The organism is Nodularia chucula CCY0103 (assembly GCF_963923915.1).
Classification (GTDB): domain Bacteria; phylum Cyanobacteriota; class Cyanobacteriia; order Cyanobacteriales; family Nostocaceae; genus Nodularia; species Nodularia chucula.
This window is the reverse complement of record NZ_CAWUOL010000005.1, coordinates 1-18,586: the sequence shown is the minus strand read 5'-3', so window position 1 is coordinate 18,586 and position 18,586 is coordinate 1. Positions and strand designations below refer to the sequence as shown.

The window sequence follows — 18,586 nt, the reverse complement described above, 5'->3', positions numbered from 1 at the left end:
ACGATATCCAATACCCAATACCTGATACCAAGTCCCCAATCCCCAGTCCCCAGTCCCCAATCCCCAATACCCAGGACTTAAAAAGAAATTATCAAATAATTATTCTGAAATTTGGCTCCTGTCACCTGTCTACCAGTTAGTGCTGGGGGTAGGAAGAGATTCCGCCGTTGGTCTCCGGCTTCTATTGTCACCTCTGGACCATATTGGGTAAGTTTGACTTGCTTTTTATCAAATCCTGGCAAGAATAAGCGGACTTGACGATTGTGAGTGTCAATTTCAATGGGTCTGGGAGCCTGTAGTGCTTGTTCTACAAAGTTGGGTAGAGCATCGATCACAGGTTGCCATTCCCCTGTGGGTACATCGGGAACAACGCTCACAGGCAGAGGTGTAAATTCTTCCGAGAGGTTGACTTGTGGCTCAGGTGATACCAGAATTACACCACCAACAGTTAAACCGATTTGTTGAGCGCTACCCCACAAATAACGAGAACTTGCTACTTGTAGGGGGTCTGGTGTACTCACCAAGAAGGCTGCAACACGATTGGGATCAGCAAGGGCGGCTTTTCCCTTATCTAAAAAACCATTCACTTGGTTGGTGGGGAGAGCAAAATTATCTGCTGTCCAGTTGACATTAAAAAAGCTGCTAATGAGCGGCTGAATTAAGGGCGATTCCGCAATAGTTTTGCCTAAATCAGAGTTGACAAATAATTGCTGAAATCGCCGGACATACCAACTGAGAGATTCTGGCATCCCTAACAGTCGTAGGGTTAAGGAATCACCTGTGCCGTCGTAGATAATCGCGTCATATTTGCCACTGGCATCATATTCGCGGATAGCATTCAAGGCCAGGGCGCTGTCCATCCCCGGTAATACTACCAGTTCTTGACCATAAACATCTTTGAAGATGGGCGTGCGGAGATATTGCGCCTCCAGTTTTTTCACTTCTTCCCAGCTGCGTTCTAGCAAGACAGACGATTGAAACTGCACAACCTGTAAATTCGGGGCAATTTCCTGGGGGTCAGGAGTTAGGGTTTGATCCAGTAAAATGGGTAAAACTGGTTCTGCTAACCCTGCTAGAAGTACACGCTTGCCTTGGCTTGCCAATAACTTGGCGGCGGCGATCGCAATTTTAGTCCGCTCTACACCGCCTTTGCCCAAAAATGTCAATATCAGGGACATTAGTTGATTCTCTTTTTCCCGCCAATTTGTTCAACTCCAACTTAGCACTAGGCAAATACTCTTAGCTTCCGCTTGGAGTTTTATCTACTACACAAGTTTGATTTCATCTTCAAAAAACCAAGTGGAAGAATTGTCGTCAAACAGTACCACTACACCAATTCCCCGACCATCGGTAACTTTGTAGCCTTGGATAATGCCTATTTGTCCGAGTTTTTTCGCAATAGAAGCAGATACGCGATCGCGCAGACGCAAAACTTTAACCTTTTGTCCGATTTCCATGCCTAGTCACAATGCAATAAACCAAGTCTCAGTTTAGCCGAATCAGTGTCCCTTCGGTGATACATTTCGGGGATAATAGCGAACAAAGGCAAAAATTTGTGGAACCTTTGCGTACTCTAGGAGTTAACCCAGATACTTTAACTGATTAGGTAACATCTATGACTACCACAATCAATTTAGCAGCTACAAACATTGACTATCCTAGTGCTGATGGAGAACCTGTGGCGGAAACTTATATACATCTCTATGCCCTTTTAACCACCTTAGAAGTCCTGAAACAGTACCTTACAGGGAGACAAGCCACGGTATTAGCAAATCAATTTCTTTATTATGCTCAAGGTTTTCCCAAATTAAGAGTTGCACCGGATGTCATGGTAATTTTTGATGTACCGCCTGGAGGTAGAGACAACTATAAAGTTTGGGAAGAAGGTCAAGTACCACAAGTGGTATTTGAGATGACCAGTAAAGGTACTCAAAAGCAAGATCAAGAGCAAAAAAAACTCTTGTATGAACAACTAGGTGTTTTAGAATACTGGTTATTTGACCCCAAAGGAGAATGGATTAACTCCAAATTACAGGGTTATCGTTTGCAGGATGAAATTTACCAACCAATTACCGATGGATTGTCTCAACCTTTAGGCTTGCGGGTAGAAGTTGAAGGGGAACTTTTACGATTTTATCGCTTAGATACAGGGGCTAAATTACTCATACCCACAGAACTGGCAGAATTAGCCGAACAAGAACGACAACGGGCAGAACAGGAGCGACAACGGGCAGAACGACTGGCAGAACGTTTACGTGCTTTAGGTGTTGATCCTGACAGTTTAACTTAAGCCAAAAATTGCCTCTAAATTTAGAGGCAAAATCATTTTTTTGTCTGTTTTTTGTCCGTTAGTTTTAAATTAATCATATATTTGTGTATAGTTGATTCATTCTGAAACCAAACAGATAATTGGGAATAATAATCTTCAGTTATAGGTATTATTTATACTAACAACCATTGAAGATAATTTCCTCAAAACAGTTGGCTTCATTGATGATACTTAAGTGTGAGTCGTGAGCGAGGAAACGAGAATTGGTACGAATTATGCGGCGCGCTGTCAGTAAGGCAGGCAAGCTGAGGACTATACTGCCAATAAATCAGCAATTGTGGGCTAAATTCGATTTACTGAGAACACTAGTACGCCGAGATTTAGAAGGAAAGTATAAGGGTTCAATTCTGGGCAATTTATGGCCTTTGGTAAATCAGCTTTCCCAACTACTAATTTACACTTATGTATTTTCCATTGTACTGAGAGTCAAGTTAACTATCAGCACTTTGCCAGAAAGTAATTTTACCTTTGGTTTGTGGTTATTTGCCGGTTTGCTGCCCTGGATTGCTTTTTCTGGGGGACTAATGCAATCTGCTGGTTCAGTGGTAGCACAGCCAAACTTAGTTAAAAAGGTAGTATTTCCCCTGGGTTTATTACCCTTAGTATCTATTTTATCAACATTCATTGAAAGTGCCTTTGGCTTGATATTGCTGATTGTATTTGTGGCAGTAAATACTCAGACTTTACATACTACCTTGGCGCTGTTACCCTTGGTTTGGTTAACCCAGTTATTGTTAACGGCAGGTTTGGGTTATTTGGCTGCGGGATTAACAGTTTTTTTGCGGGATATTCCCCAAACGCTGGGAGTAGCTTTAAATATTTGGATGTATTTAACACCAATTATTTATCCGGCTTCCTCAATTCCCGAAGAGTGGCGTAATTGGGTATTTTGGTTAAATCCGTTGACGGCGATCGCCGAAGTATATCGTGATTTAATTTTAGTTGGGGAGGTGCAACACTGGGGAGAATGGGGCGTAGCTACGGGCATATCATTGATCATATTTTGTTTTGGGTTTGCAGTTTATAAACGCTTGCGTCCAGCTTTCGCAGATGTCCTGTAAATATGTGATAAAAGTTTCATTTTCCTGATTATTTGAAAAATTTAAGGAGTGATATTCACAACATGGGAGAAGAAATTGCAGTTTCTCTCAAAAATGTCTCCAAATGTTTTCAGCGCTATTCTCATCCCGTAGATAGATTGAAAGAAATTTTATTACCGGGTAAAAGTAGTTCTGACGAATTTTGGGCGTTGAGAGATATTAATTTAGACATTCCTAAAGGAGAAACAGTCGGATTTATCGGCCGCAATGGTTCCGGTAAAAGTACCCTATTACAAATTATCGCCGGAACTTTGACAGCAACCACCGGTGAAGTACACGTTAAAGGGCGTGTGTCTGCTTTGTTAGAACTGGGAAGTGGTTTTAACCCAGAATTTACAGGACGACAAAATGTATTTTTTAATGGGCGTTTATTGGGGTTAACACAAAAAGAAATTGAACACAAATTTGATGATATAGCCGGATTTGCAGATATAGGCGACTTTATTGATCAACCTGTAAAAACATACTCAAGCGGGATGTTTGTCCGTTTAGCCTTTGCTGTAGCGGTTAACGTCAATCCCGAAATTTTAATAGTTGATGAAGCATTAGCTGTTGGTGATGTTGTATTTCAACATCGATGTATGCGGCGGATGCGAGATTTAATGGATTCTGGGGTGACAACTTTATTTGTTTCTCACGATTCCGGAGCTATTAAAAATTTGTGTAATTCCGCAGTCATGATTCACGATGGCGCAATACGCACTTCCGGTTTGCCTAATACTGTGATCATTGAATATTTAAAACTGGTAACTGATTTAGAATTGAGTTTAAACCAGACAGAGCTAGAATCTCAACTAATACAGCCAATAGAGGAAATTAACGCTGTCAACAATCAATCATCAGAATCAGTAGATGTTGATATTCTATCAGTTAAGGAATCTTCGGGAAAACTTCAACGCCGAGGAAGTGGTAAAGCGCGGATTGAAAAAGTTAAGTTATTGAACCATTTAGGAGAAGATGCTGGGGAAAGTCCGGTCTTGGGATTTAATGAAGAAGTGAGTTTAATTGTCCAACTGAAAGCTTATGTTCCTCTCAAAAGTTGTATCGTTGGGTTTTTCATTTGTGATAAAAATGGGAATGAATTAATTGGCAGTAATACTTTAGAAGAAAATATTCTAATTGAGAATTTAGAAACTGAAGAAAAACTAGAAATTAGATTTAAATTCAAAGTACCTTTAAGAGCCAGTTCTTATAGTATTACAGTTGCGGGTGCAGAAAACTATGAAGCCCTAACTTTTGATTGGATTGATAATGCAATGGTTTTTCAAGTTTTACCTCCAGATACGGGAAAACGGATTCATGCTTTAATCGATCAGCCAATGGTTGTGGAATTTGCAAGAGAGATAGTTTCAACAATTGCCATAGCACAGTAAGTTATCTAAAAATTATGAATAAAGATTATCCATCGCCGGAAGAACTGACAGAAGAGGCTCTTGATGACAATAGCAGTCTCAAAAAAATGTTGCAGTTGATTGGAAAAGGAAAGCAAGTTGCAGACTTTGGTTGTGCAACAGGTTTATTAGCACATTTGCTGCAAAAAAGAGATTGTGTTGTTACAGGAATTGAAATCAATCCAGATGCAGCTAAAGTAGCTGAAAAATACTGTGAAAAAGTCATAGTAGCAGATTTGGATTTTGTCTCTTTGACTAAAATATTACCCAGGGAAAAGTTTGATGTGGTGATATTTGGAGATGTGTTAGAACATCTGCGTAACCCCTGGAAAGTTTTAGAAGAAACCAAAGGTATTTTAAAAGAATATGGTTGTATAGTTGCTTCTATTCCTAATATTGCTCATGGAGCTATTCGTTTAGCATTACTTAATGGTAACTTTAAATATACGAATTTAGGGATATTAGATGATACCCATTTAAGATTCTTTACCCGTGAAACATCTCAAGAATTATTTCATAATACGGGATATTTTATTGATGAAATAGACAGAACTAAATTAGCGGTTTTTTCTGAGTCTGATTTAATCCCTAAACTTGATGAAAGTAACTTTAGCTCAGAAGTTATTCGCTATCTCCAGGAAGATAAAGATGTTGATACTCTACAATTTATCATTAGAGCATTTCCTCTATCTCCAGAAGGTAAAGATAGTTTACTCAACAGTAGATATCAAAAATTATTAGTAGAAAGGGATTTGACGGAATCTCAACTACAAAAGGCAGAAAGGCAAGTTGCAGAATCTCAGTTGCAATTACAATCAACTCAGGGAGAGCTAGAAACATCCCAATCTCAACTACAAAAGGTAGAAAGGGAAGTTGCAGAATCTCAGTTACAATTACAATCAACTCAGTCGGAACTAGAAAAATCTCAATCTCAACTGCGACATACTCAGGGGGAACTAGAACAATCCCAATCTCAACTGCGACATACTCAGGGGGAATTAGAAAAATCTCAATTCCAATTGCAAGAACTAGAGGTAAAATTTGCGCGATCGCAATCTCAATTACAACATACTCAGGCACAATTTGCGCGATCGCAATCTCAAAGTGAACATAGTCATAGAGAACTGGAACGCCTCCAAGCTCAACTGAAGCACACCCAGAAACAGTTAGAAAAATCCCAATTTCAAATCAGACAAACTGAAACCGAATCAGAGCGATCGCAATCCCAACTACAAGAGATTCAGAGGGAATTAGAATACTGTAAAACCATCATTGCAGCGATGGAAACTAGCAAGTTTTGGAAGCTGCGAAAATTGTGGTTTAAATTCAAAGAAACAGCTTTTAAATCTTCTGTATCTCAACCAAAATCAACTGCTAATTATACCACAAATTCTGTTTCTAGCAACAAACAAACAGCATCATTTTCTCTGCAAATAGAGCAAATATTACCTCCCGCACCACTTACAAAACATTCTCTAAATGTAGATGTAATTATTTGCGTCCACAACGCTCTAGAAGATGTCAAAAAATGTCTGGAATCCGTTGTGCGTTACTCCTCAATGCCTTATACAATTATTATTGTCAATGATGGTAGCCAAGAGGAAACGACTCAATATTTGGCAGACTTTGCCCATAGTCAAAATGTTACCTTAATCAGAAACGAAACAGCTAAAGGTTACACTTTCGCCGCTAATCAAGGTTTGCAAAAGTCTAAAGGTGATTATGCCATCTTATTAAATAGCGATACCATCGTTACACCCAATTGGTTAGATAGAATTGTTGCTTGTGGGGAATCTGACCCTAAAATTGGCATTGTCGGACCACTTTCTAATACTGCATCTTGGCAATCTATCCCAGAAATTACGGAGAACGGCGACTGGGCGGAAAATAAATTACCCTCAGGGATGACTGTCAGCTATATGGGTAAGCTAGTGGCTGATTACTCCTGGCGGTTATATCCCCGTATATCCTTCTTAAACGGGTTTTGTCTGGCTATTAAACGGCAAACCATCGCCAGTATAGGTTACTTTGACGAAGACACCTTTGGCGCAGGGTATGGTGAAGAAAACGACTATTGTTTAAGAGCGCAAAAAGCAGGATTGCAATTAGCGATCGCCGACGATACATATATATACCACAGTCAATCCCGCAGTTATTCCCACGAAAAACGAAAACAACTGTGCGATCGCGCTGACAAAGCCTTAATTAGCAAACATGGACAGCAAATCGTCAGCGACGGTGTGAATCTTTGTCAAAATGACAGAGTAATTGCAGGGATGCGATCGCGTAGTCGAGTTATGCTATCCCGCCAAAAATTGCTCACCGATGGTAAAGCGCGCTGGGAAGGAAAACGTCTTTTAATCATCTTACCCATCATGCAACCTGGTGGTGGTGGAAACGTCGTCTTTCAAGAAGCCGCAGCCATGCAAAAAATGGGCATAGATGTGAGAATCATCAACTTTACTCATCATCGCCCCAGTTTTGAAAACGGCTATCCCGAAAACACAATTCCCATTATTTATGTAGATAACGAATACGAAATATCCCACCTATTACCTGAATATGATGCCGTAATTGCCACCTTATATAAATCAGTTTACTGGCTAGAAATATTCAATCAAAACGGCAAAACTCCCGTCAGAGGATACTATGTACAAGACTTTGAACCCTACTTCTTTGCCCAAACATCACCAGAATATCAAATAGCTTGGAAATCCTACACCAAATATCCAGACTTAGTTAAATTTAGCAAAACAGAATGGAACCGTAACCTAGTTCAAAATCAACTAAATACTGATTGTGAAATAGTCGGACCCAGTGTCAACATAGACCTATATCGACCCCAAAAACGCCGTGATGTCAATTGGCCCCAAAGACCTTTAAGAATCAGCGCAATGATTCGCCCAGACAGCCCCCGTCGCGCCGCAGAGTTAACAATGCAAGTATTACAAAAAATCTCTTTAACTCACGGTAGCAACATAGAAATAATTATCTTTGGCTGTCAATCCAACGACCCACAATTTCTGCAACTAACTCAAGACTTTCCCTGGTGTAACGCCGGAATTTTAACCCGTTCACAACTAGCATTTCTGCTGAATGAAATTGACATCTTTGTGGATTTTTCCAGCTTTCAAGCAATGGGTTTAACCGCAATGGAAGCAATGGCTTGTGGCGCAGCAGTTATAGTCCCCAAAACAGGAGGTGCATCCAGTTTCGCTATTCATGGTAAAAATAGCTTAATCGTAGATACTAGCTCTCAAGAAGCCTGTTTTAACGAATTGAACAGCTTAATTTTAGATCAAAACCTCCGCCAAAAACTACAACAAACTGCAATTAATGACATTTGTCAATACTTTCCCGAAAAAGCTGCATACAATATTTTAAATTCCCTATTTCCAGGTAATGACTCAAGTAAATTGTAAAAACATCAGCATTCATGTTCTTTACGAACATAGCAATACAACATCCCCCCACGGTTCCTCCTTTATCAGGTTACTTCTACCTCTAACACACCCTACGAACCAAGAAACTTTTTTAGTTAGTCAAGGAACCAGATTTCAAGCTGCGGATGTCACTATTGTGGAACGCACCTGGAAATCAAATATTACCTTGTCTCAAGCCGAAAAATTAGTTGAAAAAGTCCGCAGAAACGGTACTTGCTTAATCTATTCTATTGATGATAACCTCTTAGATTTAAAATTTCATGCCATAGCACAAAATGAACTAGCCGATGAAAAACTCATGGTAATCCGTTATTTAGCCAGAGAAGCTGACGGTATTATCGTTTCCACCCACTATTTACAGCAACGTTTATCTATATTAAACTCGAACATTTTTGTAGTTCCCAATGCTTTAGATGAACGGCTTTTAGAAAGTAGCATTTCTGGGGAAAGTGAACAGCAAAATTATCAGCATAAAACAGTTATTGGTTATATGGGAACTCGTTCCCATGACGATGATTTGATGATGATTTTACAAGCATTACGTACCACCTTAAGAAAATATTCAGGTCAAATCGAACTCCAATTAATTGGTAGTATTGCTGACGTATCTATATTAAAAGCTTTTCATAACTTATCTGTGAAAGTGGTAGACGTAGGTGGAAATGATAAATATCCTGATTTTATGCGCTGGATGAGTCAAAATATCAAATGGGACTTAGCAATTGCACCTTTAGAAGACAATTTATTTACACGCTGTAAGTCTGATATTAAATTTCTCGATTACAGTGCTTTAGGAATACCGGGTATTTACAGTGATGTTCCACCATATCAAAATACCGTTCGTCATTTGGAAACTGGATATTTAGCAGAAAATCACTCCCACGCTTGGATAGAAGCCTTTGAAATTTTATTAAATGATCATACCTTACGACAGAAATTAGCGAAACAAGCTCAAGCATACGTCTTATCCACCAGAACATTAAAACATTGCGCTCAAGATTGGCAAGATGCTATTTTAGCAATTCACACTCGTAGTTAATTAGGAATTATAAACATGAGTTACTTACAATTAGATTTGGGCTGTGGTGGTTGTAAAAAACCAGGAACAATTGGGATTGATATATTTCCTCAACCTGGTGTTGATTATGTGGTGAATTTTGAAACTGATACTTTACCCTTAGCTGATAACAGTGTTGATTATGTTTACTCATCCCACTGTTTAGAACACCTGAAAGATCCCACAAAAATATTTGCAGAAATTAGTCGAGTTTGTGTAGATGGCGCTAAGTTAGAATTATGGACTCCTTATGCTTGGGAAAATTCAGCATTTATTATCGATCACAAGTTATTTTTTAATGAAGATCATTATTTACATATTTGTGTGTGGTTTGTGGATTTTTGGCAGAAAATTTTAAACTCTACGTGGTTATTAAGTGAGTTTACATTTGTGGTTGAGCCGAAAATTTTGGTTGAGCTTTACGAAAATCAAATTAGTCTGGATTTTGCTCTCAAGTATTATAAGGGGATTGTTAAGGAGTTTTGCGCGAATATTCAGGTGAGAAAAAATTATCAAGGGGAAATAGTCGAACCTCAAAGAACTTTTGCTATTAGTCGTTCTGCGCCTAGATATTTAATAGAATCACAAACAAATACTAGTTTTTCTGATGCTAAGTTGGAAGCTGCTATTGATTATTTGTCGAACCGCCAAGTCGCCAAGTACGCCAAGTGATTGAGATTTAATTATCTAAAAAATAATGGTATCTCAATATAAAATAGCTGCTTATATTACTGCTTATGAAGACTCGGAAGCAGTTATGAATTGTATTAATGCTATTCAGTCTCAATCTGTGTCTGTGGAGAAATTGCTGATATTAGATAACTCTAGTCAGGAGCCTTTATTAGGTTTAGTAAATGCAGATAATATTGAAATCAAGTTTCATCCAGAAAATATCGGCATTGGTGCAGGCTTAAGTTGGGCGATCGCATGGTCAATTGAGCAAGACTATGATTTTCTATGGACTTTTGACCAAGACAGTATACCACAAAAGGATTGCTTAATTCAACTGTTATCTGGTTACGAAAGCATCAAATTATCTCAAGATTCTATTGGAATTATTGCACCCACGGCCATTGATTATAGAAGCCATCAAACCGTTCCCGGAGCCATATTTTATCGAGATTGTTTTACCCCTTGTCAACCGCAAAATCAGGAAAAATATTATGAATGTGATGCACCGATTACTTCTGGTTCTTTAATTGTTCTATCTGCTGCAAAAACTGTTTCTCTTCCCCGCACCGATTTATTCATTGATGGAATTGATCTTGATTATGGTTTGCGCTTGAAGCAAGCAGGTTTTCATAACTTCATCGTGATATCAGCTATTATGCAGCATAACTTTGGCACTCCTGTGCAAATCAAATTCTTTCACAAAAAACGCTCTTTACAAAAGTATTCGGCTTTACGTCATTACTATATCTGTCGTAATCATACTTATTTAGAAACTCGTTATGCTCAAGGTGTCTATCAAATAAGCAGCATAATGAGGCGGATTAAGTATATGCTGAGTAATATGTTTTGGATTATGTTGTATGATTTTGACAACCAACAATTAAAGCTGTGGGCTTGTGTACTCGGCACTTATCACGGTTTAACAGGTAAGCTGGGTAAAATTTGGTTGTGACATCTATGGTAAATTATTCTTGCCAATAGCATTATCATTCATACCTGTGAAAGTTATACCAACTGAAATTTCTGAGGTTTACCTCATCGAACCGCAAGTATTCGCCGATTCACGCGGTTTTTTCCTGGAATCCTACAATGAACAAAAGTTTACAGATAAATTAGGTATTAGCCTGAATTTCGTTCAAGATAACCACTCAGCTTCCCAGGAAAATGTCCTCCGGGGACTACACTATCAAATAATTCAACCCCAAGGGAAATTAGTCCGCGCTGTGGTTGGGAAAGTTTTTGATGTAGCGGTAGATATTAGAAGAAGTTCCCCCACCTGCGGAAAATGGGTAGGTTATGAACTCAGCGCCGAAAATAAACGTCAACTGTGGATACCACCGGGCTTTGCTCACGGTTTTCTGGTACTATCAGAAACTGCGGAAGTGCTATATAAGGCTACAGATTATTATTATCCTCAAGGCGATCGCACTATTATGTGGAATGATCCAGATATAGGGATTAATTGGCCTATCAAACAGCAGCCTATCCTATCAGATAAAGATAGCAACGCGCAAGCATTGAGCAGCGCAGAAATATATGAATGAACCCATTTTACTATTAGGAAGTAACGGTCAAGTTGGTCAGGAATTAGCACAAATTCTTACACCTCAATACAAGGTTATTTCCCTAGCACGTGCTGAAATAGATTTGACTCAACCCGATAACCTGCGTCAAATTATCAGAGATATCCAACCAAAAATAATCATTAACGCTGCTGCTTACACTGCTGTAGATAAAGCGGAAACGGAACCAGAATTAGCTCACGCCATCAATGCTACAGCACCGCAAATTATGGCGGAAGAAAGTCAAAAAATTGGTTGTTTCTTAATTCACATTTCTACTGATTATGTATTTGATGGTGAACAAAGTCGCCCATATCAAGAAACAGATCAAACCAACCCTTTAAGTGTTTACGGGAAAACTAAACTAGCGGGAGAAATAGCAATTAAAAAAATCCATCCCGATCATATTATTCTGCGGACAGCTTGGGTTTATGGCAGTTTTGGTAAAAGTAACTTTGTCAAAACCATGCTGAGATTAGGTAAAGAACGTTCAGAAATTGGTGTAGTTACAGATCAAATTGGTAGCCCGACTTGGGCGCGAGATATTGCTGATGCGATCGCTCAAATAATACCACAATTAACACCAGAAATAACTGGCACTTACCACTATACTAATAGTGGCGTGATTAGCTGGTATGATTTCGCCGTCGCCATTTTTACAGAAGCCCAGCAACTGGGTTTTCCCCTCACACCTCCCCAAGTTATCCCCATCACTACCGCCCAATATCCCACCTTAGCCCGTCGTCCTGCTTATCCTGTCCTCGCTTGTGGCAAAATATCACAAGTTCTCGGAACATATCCCCCCCATTGGCGACAAAGACTCAGACTCATGCTCCAAGACTGGTACTCTCAATCATCATCATTATGAAAGCATTGATTCTCTCTGGTGGTAAAGGTACACGCTTACGCCCGCTAACTTATACAGGTGCAAAACAACTCGTTCCCGTTGCCAATAAACCTATTTTATGGTATGGCATTGAAGAAATGGTAACTGCGGGAATCACAGATATTGGCATCATTATTAGTCCGGAGACGGGAGGGGAAGTCAAAAATCAAACCGGAGATGGGCAACTTTTTGGTGCGAATATCACCTATATTTTACAAGATAAACCCGCCGGATTAGCTCATGCTGTGGCGATCGCCCGTCCCTTTTTAGGCGATTCACCCTTTATCATGTACTTGGGTGATAACTTGATTCAACAAGGAGACTTAAGTTACTTTTTACAACAATTCATCCAACAACAGCCAGAAGCATTAATTCTCTTGCGAGAAGTCGTCAACCCCAGTGCTTTTGGTGTAGCGAAAGTAGACGAGAAAGGGCGAGTTTTAGAACTCATCGAAAAACCCAAAGTTCCCCCATCAAATTTAGCATTAGTCGGGGTTTATTTCTTCTCCCCTATTATCCATGATGCCATTGCACTAATTCAACCCTCAAACAGAGGTGAACTAGAAATTACCGACGCAATTCAATGTTTAATCGACCAGCAAAAGACAGTAATAGCTTGTAAACTAGATGGTTGGTGGTTAGACACTGGGAAAAAAGATGATTTGCTAGAAGCTAACCGCTTAATTCTCGACACTTATTTAACAGCATCCAATTGTGGAGAAGTTGACAACCAAAGTCAGATTATTGGGCGAGTTCAAATTGGTAGTAATTCTCAAATTATTAACTGCACAATTCGTGGACCAGTAGTGATTGGTAACAATTGTTATTTAGAAAATTGCTTTATTGGTCCCTATAGTAGCATTGCTAATAACACCAAGCTTATTGATACCGATTTAGAACACAGTGTAATTTTAGAAGGTGCTAAAATTATCGGTATTAATCAACGTATTATTGATAGTGTCATTGGACAACGCGCCCAATTAACAGTTGCGCCTCGTCGTCCTAAAGCCTTACGGTTTATGATTGGTGATGATTGTCAAATTGAACTCACATAAGTTCTCATAAATTTATGCTTTCTGACTTAAAAAAATGCAGTCGGTAGAAAAAATTGGTATTGTTTTAGCTACCTATAATCCCAATCCAGAATATTTCGAGAAACAAATCAACTCAATTAAAAACCAAAGTTACAAAAATTGGATATGTCACATTGTTGATGATTGTTCTCTGACCAAATATCAAGTGGGGATAAAAAAACTGATTGCTTATGACCCCCGTTTTATTTGCCATTTTCATAGCGATAATCTCAACCATTATTATAACTTTGAACGGGGCTTGCAATATTGTGTAGAAGATCAATCAATTACTGCGATAGCTTTGGCTGACCAAGATGATATTTGGCGTTCTGATAAACTCACTGTATTATTAGAGAAACTCCGTTTAGAATCAGCCGTTTTAGTCCATTCTGATTTAGAATTAATCGATAGTCACGACAAGACCACTCATCCTTCAGCGTGGGAATTTGAAGGACGTAAACCAGAAAAATTATCTCCGCAATTCTTATTATTACGAAATGTAATCACAGGATGTTCTCTGTTATTTTGCACTTCACTTCTCCCACAAATATTACCATTTCCGCCACAAAGTCAAATTGGCTGGTATCATGACTGGTGGATAGCATTAGTTGCAGCACATCAGGGTAAAATTGCCCATATCCATCAACCTTTAGTGCGTTATAGAATCCACAATGCTAATAATGTGGGAGTAGTGCAAGACTCAGGTAAGTTACATCGGGAACTATTGCACTTATTCCGGAAAAATTTTCAAATAGCAGGTAATGGTTATGTAGTACATCGTGACCTTAGTCAAGCATTTTATAATCGGTTTTATGCAGAAATAAATCAGTCCAGTTACTCTAACCCCTTTGATGATCAAAAGATTGATTTTGGGGTCAATATTTTTAGACTTTTTTATCAAAGTTTAGCCATAGGTTATAACTCCGAAGGTGTAGCCTTGAGAGTCGGTTTATTAAAAATAATTTTCGATATAAAAAAAATACTGCAAATATAGGATTCCTATTTGATTTCTGTTGGTTTAGCCTGCGTTTTGCGCTTACAACTGAAAAAGCTGTTTCCCACTCCCTACTCCCCACCTACGCAAGTAAGTTTAAAAATCAAAGCGGATTACTATACTATGGAAGCATCAAAAAATCTAATTTTAGTATCAATTATTTTAGTAAACTATAATGGTGCTGATGTTTTACCAAGTTGCTTAAATTCTCTCAATAAATTTCTTCCTCAAGATAGCTGTGAAATTATTTTGGTTGATAATGACTCTCAGGATAATAGTGTTGATTTTGTGAGTAAAAATTTTCCTGATATCAAAATAATTAGGATGTCTAAAAATTGCGGTTTTGGAGCCGGAAATAATGCTGGTGCTAAAATTGCTCAAGGTGAATTTTTATTTTTATTAAACACTGATATCATCCTTACTGAAAATATTCTCCCTCATCTAATTGAGTTAATGGAAAAACGCCAAGATGTGGGAATTATAGGGACTAAATTATTATTTCCTGACCAAAGTTTTCAGCTTTCTATTTCATCTGCTATTGGGATAAAGGGAGAATTTAAATCTAAAAAGTTACATAATATTGCCAATAATAAATATAATGCCAGTTGTTTAGAAAAAGACTATAAATTAATTAGAGAAGTTGATATTGTTGTGGGAGCTTCTATGTTTATCCGAGCTAAACTATTTGAGGATTTATGTGGTTTTGATGAAAGGTTTTTTATGTATTTTGAAGATTCTGACTTATGTCAAAGGTCGCAGAATCAAGGTTATAAGATTCTCTACACTCCAGAGGTATCGGTAATTCATATTCGAGGACATTCGATGAAAAAAAATCCCCATGCAATGGCTCTGGAATACAGGCGCAGCCAAATGTACTATTATGAAAAACATCGCCCAGTTTGGGAAAGTGCTATTTTGAAGGTTTATCTGTTTTTTAAGTTTATATCTGAATATATTAAAACGCGCAAGTCTTATATTTTGGATATTCTGCTTTTGTTGGTAGGTAAATAATTATGATCACAGAATGCTGAAGGATGAATGAAAATATTTAATCAGAGGCACTGATGTGGCGATCGCTGATATGATGCTTTTGAGTACAGACGTGAATCGATACCATAACTGAATTGAGTCCAAATATTAATTAATTTTATAGCAAATGACTCCTAAAAAAGCTCTAATTACCGGATTAACCGGACAAGACGGCTCTTACCTCGCTGAACTTCTAGTTAGTAAAGGTTATCAAGTATTTGGCTTAGTCCGCCGTTCTAGCACCAGTAATTTAGAACGTATTAGCCATATTGCCAATCATGTCCAAATTGTATCAGGTGATTTGCTAGACCAATGTTCCTTAATGGATGTAATCACCCACTCACAACCGGATGAAATCTATAACCTTGCTTCTCAAAGCTACGTCCCCCTATCCTGGACTCAACCATCTTTAACTGCTGAATACACAGCTTTAGGTGTTTCCCGTCTGTTAGAATCAATTCGTCGCTGTAAGCCAGATGCAAGATTTTATCAAGCATCCAGTAGTGAAGTTTTTGGTCAACCTGATGAGTCACCCCAAACTGAACGCACTGCTTTTCGTCCCCGCAACCCCTATGGTGTGGCGAAAGCCTACGCCCATTGGATGACGGTTAACTATAGGCAAAAATACGACCTTTACGCCTGTTGTGGGATTACTTATACCCACGAATCACCCCGACGGGGTACAGAATTTGTTTTTCGCAAAATTACCCGCGCAGCAGCCCAAATTAAACTGGGTTTGGCGCAGGAATTAAAGTTAGGTAATTTAGATGCGCGTCGTGATTGGTGCTACGCCAAAGATGCTGTTTATGCTATGTGGTTAATGTTGCAGCAGGAACAACCGGAGGATTATATTATTGCTAGTGGTACAACTTATTCTGTGAAAGAATTGGTAGAATGTGCTTTTAATTCGGTGGGTTTAAATTGGGAAGATTATGTTTCAGTAGACCCTGCTTTTTACCGTCCTGATGAAGCAGTGCAGTTAGTTGGTTCTGTGGATAAAATTAAAACTGAGTTAGGTTGGCAACCTGAATATAGTTTTGCACAAATGGTGGAGTTAATGGTTGAGCATGACCTGAAAAATTTGCGCCATGAAGTAGGTTAAAAGTTGTATTGTGTCCAGAATTGTTACAGCAAATTCCCAGGAAGATTATCAGAATTTTCGCTCTGATTCGTTAACTATTAATTTATCTATTCTTTTAGCCAAGCCAACAGGAATTAGTAATTATGCTATTAACATTATTCCTTATTTAAAATCTCTGGAACCTACTTTATTAACAGCACAAAATTTTCCTGATTTTAACTGCTATGGAATCCCCAATAATCTCACGCCTGCTGATGGGATAAAAGGACATTTGCGCCGAATTTTCTGGACTCAATTTCATTTACCAAAAATCTGTAAACAACTGAAATCTCGGTTGTTATTTTCTCCACTGTCGGAAGCGCCACTGTATACAGATTCTCGCTTTGTGGTGATGTGTCACGATTTAATCCCTTTGCGCTTTCCTAAAGGTTTATCGCCGTTAACAATATACTGGCGTAACTATGTTCCTCAAGTATTAAAACAGGCGCAACAGATTATCTGCAATTCTCAATCTACAGCAGATGATATTATTAACTTTTATCACATTCCCGCCAGTAAAATTACGCCTATTCTTCTGGGGTATGATCGTGAACATTTTCGCCCTTGTCCAGAAAAATGGCGAGAGGATGAGGGTTATTTTCTGTATTTGGGAAGACATGAACCCTATAAAAATTTACAGCGCTTGATGTCTGCTTTTGCGGCGTTACCAAATCGGGGTAAATATGAATTATGGTTAGCTGGGCCTGTTGATGGGCGTTATACTCCAGTTTTACAAACTCAGGTTGCAGAGTTGGGAATCACTGAGCAGGTAAGGTTTCTCAATTATGTATCTTATGATCAATTACCTCATATTATTCATGGTGCGATCGCACTAGTTTTTCCTAGTCTGTGGGAAGGTTTCGGTTTCCCGGTGCTAGAAGCAATGGCTTGTGGGACTCCGGTAATTACTTCTAACTTGTCTTCTCTTCCAGAAGTAGCCGGTGATGCGGCGATTTTAATTAATCCCTACAACATAGCGGAAATTACCCAAGCTATGGAGATGATAGCTGAAGATAGGGAATTGCGATCGCACCTCTCCATAAAAAGTATAAATAGAGCTAATCAATTCAGTTGGGAAAAAACCGCACTAGCTACTGTGGAAGTGTTATCACGCTATTTATAAATGTTAGGCTAAACTTATCTTGCTCCCACCCGAAAAAAATCCTATGGTTGTGCAAACTTCCCCCCGGCAATATTCTATAGAAGAATACCTCGCACAAGAAGAAACTGCTGAGTACCGCAGCGAATACCGTAATGGGGAAATTATACCAATGACTGGTGGCTCTCTTAATCATAACCAAATCATTATAAATTTAGTAGTGGCTCTTAGCCTTGCTCTTAGAGAACAAGATTACCACGTTTACACCAGTGACTTACGTTTGTGGATTCCTGATTACCAACAATACACATATCCCGATATTTTGATCATCAAAGATACAGCAATCTTTCCAGAGGGACGCACAGATACAGTGCTAAATCCCAGCATTATCTTTGAGGTACTGTCTAAGTCTACCAGTAGTAGAGATAGAGGCGATAAATTTACTTATTACCGTTCTATTCCCCAATTTCAAGAATATATATTAATTGACCAATATCAAATTCATATTGAACACTTTAGCAAAACTCCAGAAGGTAACTGGCTGTTAAGAGAATCTGACAATCAAGACGGAGTTTTAAACTTAGCTTCCGCAAATTGCCAAATTCCCCATCGCCAGATTTACGAGAAAGTAAAATTTGAAAATCAACCACAGTAGATGTGTCTAAAAATTCATAATTACGAATTACGAACGCTGATTAAAGGATTGCGCGGATGAGATTATTTGTGATAGCAAAAGAGGCTAAAATCAGTGAAATCCCTTAATCCGTCTCATCCGTATTACGAATTACGAACGCTGATTAAAGGATTGCGCGGATGAGATTATTTGTGATA

Annotated in this window: 17 protein-coding genes; 15 read left to right on the top strand and 2 right to left on the bottom strand. The window is 38.7% G+C overall.

Annotated elements, in window-relative coordinates; translation table 11 throughout:
* Positions 1-77: 77 nt before the first annotated feature.
* Both ACM0OP_RS02970 and petP read right to left on the bottom strand, forming a co-directional pair.
* Positions 78-1,178, bottom strand: a complete 1,101-nt coding sequence (locus ACM0OP_RS02970; RefSeq protein WP_414526894.1) for a Get3/ArsA fold putative tail anchor-mediating ATPase NosAFP — start codon at positions 1,176-1,178, stop codon at positions 78-80.
* A gap of 87 nt (positions 1,179-1,265) precedes the next feature.
* On the bottom strand, positions 1,266-1,457 hold the full coding sequence (petP, locus tag ACM0OP_RS02965; RefSeq protein ID WP_414526893.1) for a cytochrome b6f subunit PetP: 192 nt from the start codon (positions 1,455-1,457) through the stop codon (positions 1,266-1,268).
* 158 nt (positions 1,458-1,615) lie between these two features.
* On the opposite strand from petP, the gene ACM0OP_RS02960 reads away from it, so the two are divergent.
* From ACM0OP_RS02960 to ACM0OP_RS02890, 15 genes are all read left to right on the top strand, one after another.
* Positions 1,616-2,290: a Uma2 family endonuclease gene (locus ACM0OP_RS02960; RefSeq protein WP_414526892.1), complete on the top strand. Its 675-nt coding sequence runs from the start codon at positions 1,616-1,618 to the stop codon at positions 2,288-2,290.
* Between the two features lie 254 nt (positions 2,291-2,544).
* Positions 2,545-3,390, top strand: a complete 846-nt coding sequence (locus ACM0OP_RS02955; RefSeq protein ID WP_414526891.1) for an ABC transporter permease — start codon at positions 2,545-2,547, stop codon at positions 3,388-3,390.
* Positions 3,391-3,452: 62 nt separating this feature from the next.
* Complete coding sequence (locus tag ACM0OP_RS02950) at positions 3,453-4,802, top strand: ABC transporter ATP-binding protein (protein ID WP_414526890.1); 1,350 nt, start codon at positions 3,453-3,455, stop codon at positions 4,800-4,802.
* 14 nt (positions 4,803-4,816) lie between these two features.
* Positions 4,817-8,242 (top strand): glycosyltransferase, encoded by a 3,426-nt coding sequence (locus tag ACM0OP_RS02945; protein ID WP_414526889.1) that lies wholly within the window; start codon positions 4,817-4,819, stop codon positions 8,240-8,242.
* Positions 8,223-9,302, top strand: coding sequence for a glycosyltransferase (locus ACM0OP_RS02940; protein ID WP_414526888.1), 1,080 nt, complete (start codon positions 8,223-8,225; stop codon positions 9,300-9,302). The genes ACM0OP_RS02945 and ACM0OP_RS02940 overlap by 20 nt, the downstream gene beginning before the upstream one ends.
* A gap of 15 nt (positions 9,303-9,317) precedes the next feature.
* Positions 9,318-9,992, top strand: a complete 675-nt coding sequence (locus ACM0OP_RS02935; protein WP_414526887.1) for a class I SAM-dependent methyltransferase — start codon at positions 9,318-9,320, stop codon at positions 9,990-9,992.
* A gap of 25 nt (positions 9,993-10,017) precedes the next feature.
* Positions 10,018-10,944, top strand: a complete 927-nt coding sequence (locus tag ACM0OP_RS02930; RefSeq protein ID WP_414526886.1) for a glycosyltransferase family 2 protein — start codon at positions 10,018-10,020, stop codon at positions 10,942-10,944.
* A 46-nt stretch (positions 10,945-10,990) separates the two neighbouring features.
* Complete coding sequence (gene rfbC / locus ACM0OP_RS02925) at positions 10,991-11,536, top strand: dTDP-4-dehydrorhamnose 3,5-epimerase (RefSeq protein ID WP_414526970.1); 546 nt, start codon at positions 10,991-10,993, stop codon at positions 11,534-11,536.
* The gene (gene rfbD, locus ACM0OP_RS02920) at positions 11,529-12,422 is read left to right on the top strand and encodes a dTDP-4-dehydrorhamnose reductase (RefSeq protein WP_414526885.1); all 894 of its coding nucleotides are present in this window, start codon (positions 11,529-11,531) and stop codon (positions 12,420-12,422) included. The genes rfbC and rfbD overlap by 8 nt, the downstream gene beginning before the upstream one ends.
* Positions 12,419-13,495 carry a glucose-1-phosphate thymidylyltransferase gene (locus ACM0OP_RS02915; protein ID WP_414526884.1) on the top strand — a complete coding sequence of 359 codons (1,077 nt, stop codon included), beginning with the start codon at positions 12,419-12,421 and terminating at the stop codon, positions 13,493-13,495. The genes rfbD and ACM0OP_RS02915 overlap by 4 nt, the downstream gene beginning before the upstream one ends.
* A 34-nt stretch (positions 13,496-13,529) precedes the next feature.
* Positions 13,530-14,507, top strand: a complete 978-nt coding sequence (locus tag ACM0OP_RS02910; RefSeq protein ID WP_414526883.1) for a glycosyltransferase family 2 protein — start codon at positions 13,530-13,532, stop codon at positions 14,505-14,507.
* 123 nt (positions 14,508-14,630) lie between these two features.
* Positions 14,631-15,518: a glycosyltransferase family 2 protein gene (locus ACM0OP_RS02905; RefSeq protein ID WP_414526882.1), complete on the top strand. Its 888-nt coding sequence runs from the start codon at positions 14,631-14,633 to the stop codon at positions 15,516-15,518.
* Between the two features lie 145 nt (positions 15,519-15,663).
* Positions 15,664-16,638, top strand: coding sequence for a GDP-mannose 4,6-dehydratase (locus tag ACM0OP_RS02900; protein ID WP_414526881.1), 975 nt, complete (start codon positions 15,664-15,666; stop codon positions 16,636-16,638).
* A gap of 19 nt (positions 16,639-16,657) precedes the next feature.
* On the top strand, positions 16,658-17,779 hold the full coding sequence (locus ACM0OP_RS02895; RefSeq protein ID WP_414526969.1) for a glycosyltransferase family 4 protein: 1,122 nt from the start codon (positions 16,658-16,660) through the stop codon (positions 17,777-17,779).
* Between the two features lie 43 nt (positions 17,780-17,822).
* Positions 17,823-18,410, top strand: coding sequence for a Uma2 family endonuclease (locus ACM0OP_RS02890; protein ID WP_414526880.1), 588 nt, complete (start codon positions 17,823-17,825; stop codon positions 18,408-18,410).
* Positions 18,411-18,586: the final 176 nt, after the last annotated feature.

What these genes read in the sequence shown, in the direction of transcription:
- ACM0OP_RS02905 (WP_414526882.1), top strand. Translation starts at nt 14,631, where the DNA reads ATGGAAGCATCAAAAAATCTAATTTTAGTATCAATTATTTTAGTAAAC.
- ACM0OP_RS02940 (WP_414526888.1), top strand. Translation starts at nt 8,223, where the DNA reads ATGACTCAAGTAAATTGTAAAAACATCAGCATTCATGTTCTTTACGAA.
- ACM0OP_RS02915 (WP_414526884.1), top strand. Translation starts at nt 12,419, where the DNA reads ATGAAAGCATTGATTCTCTCTGGTGGTAAAGGTACACGCTTACGCCCG.
- ACM0OP_RS02950 (WP_414526890.1), top strand. Translation starts at nt 3,453, where the DNA reads ATGGGAGAAGAAATTGCAGTTTCTCTCAAAAATGTCTCCAAATGTTTT.
- ACM0OP_RS02970 (WP_414526894.1), bottom strand. Translation starts at nt 1,178, where the DNA reads ATGTCCCTGATATTGACATTTTTGGGCAAAGGCGGTGTAGAGCGGACT.
- ACM0OP_RS02945 (WP_414526889.1), top strand. Translation starts at nt 4,817, where the DNA reads ATGAATAAAGATTATCCATCGCCGGAAGAACTGACAGAAGAGGCTCTT.
- ACM0OP_RS02890 (WP_414526880.1), top strand. Translation starts at nt 17,823, where the DNA reads ATGGTTGTGCAAACTTCCCCCCGGCAATATTCTATAGAAGAATACCTC.
- ACM0OP_RS02955 (WP_414526891.1), top strand. Translation starts at nt 2,545, where the DNA reads ATGCGGCGCGCTGTCAGTAAGGCAGGCAAGCTGAGGACTATACTGCCA.
- ACM0OP_RS02960 (WP_414526892.1), top strand. Translation starts at nt 1,616, where the DNA reads ATGACTACCACAATCAATTTAGCAGCTACAAACATTGACTATCCTAGT.
- ACM0OP_RS02900 (WP_414526881.1), top strand. Translation starts at nt 15,664, where the DNA reads ATGACTCCTAAAAAAGCTCTAATTACCGGATTAACCGGACAAGACGGC.
- rfbD (WP_414526885.1), top strand. Translation starts at nt 11,529, where the DNA reads ATGAATGAACCCATTTTACTATTAGGAAGTAACGGTCAAGTTGGTCAG.
- ACM0OP_RS02930 (WP_414526886.1), top strand. Translation starts at nt 10,018, where the DNA reads ATGGTATCTCAATATAAAATAGCTGCTTATATTACTGCTTATGAAGAC.
- petP (WP_414526893.1), bottom strand. Translation starts at nt 1,457, where the DNA reads ATGGAAATCGGACAAAAGGTTAAAGTTTTGCGTCTGCGCGATCGCGTA.
- ACM0OP_RS02935 (WP_414526887.1), top strand. Translation starts at nt 9,318, where the DNA reads ATGAGTTACTTACAATTAGATTTGGGCTGTGGTGGTTGTAAAAAACCA.
- ACM0OP_RS02910 (WP_414526883.1), top strand. Translation starts at nt 13,530, where the DNA reads ATGCAGTCGGTAGAAAAAATTGGTATTGTTTTAGCTACCTATAATCCC.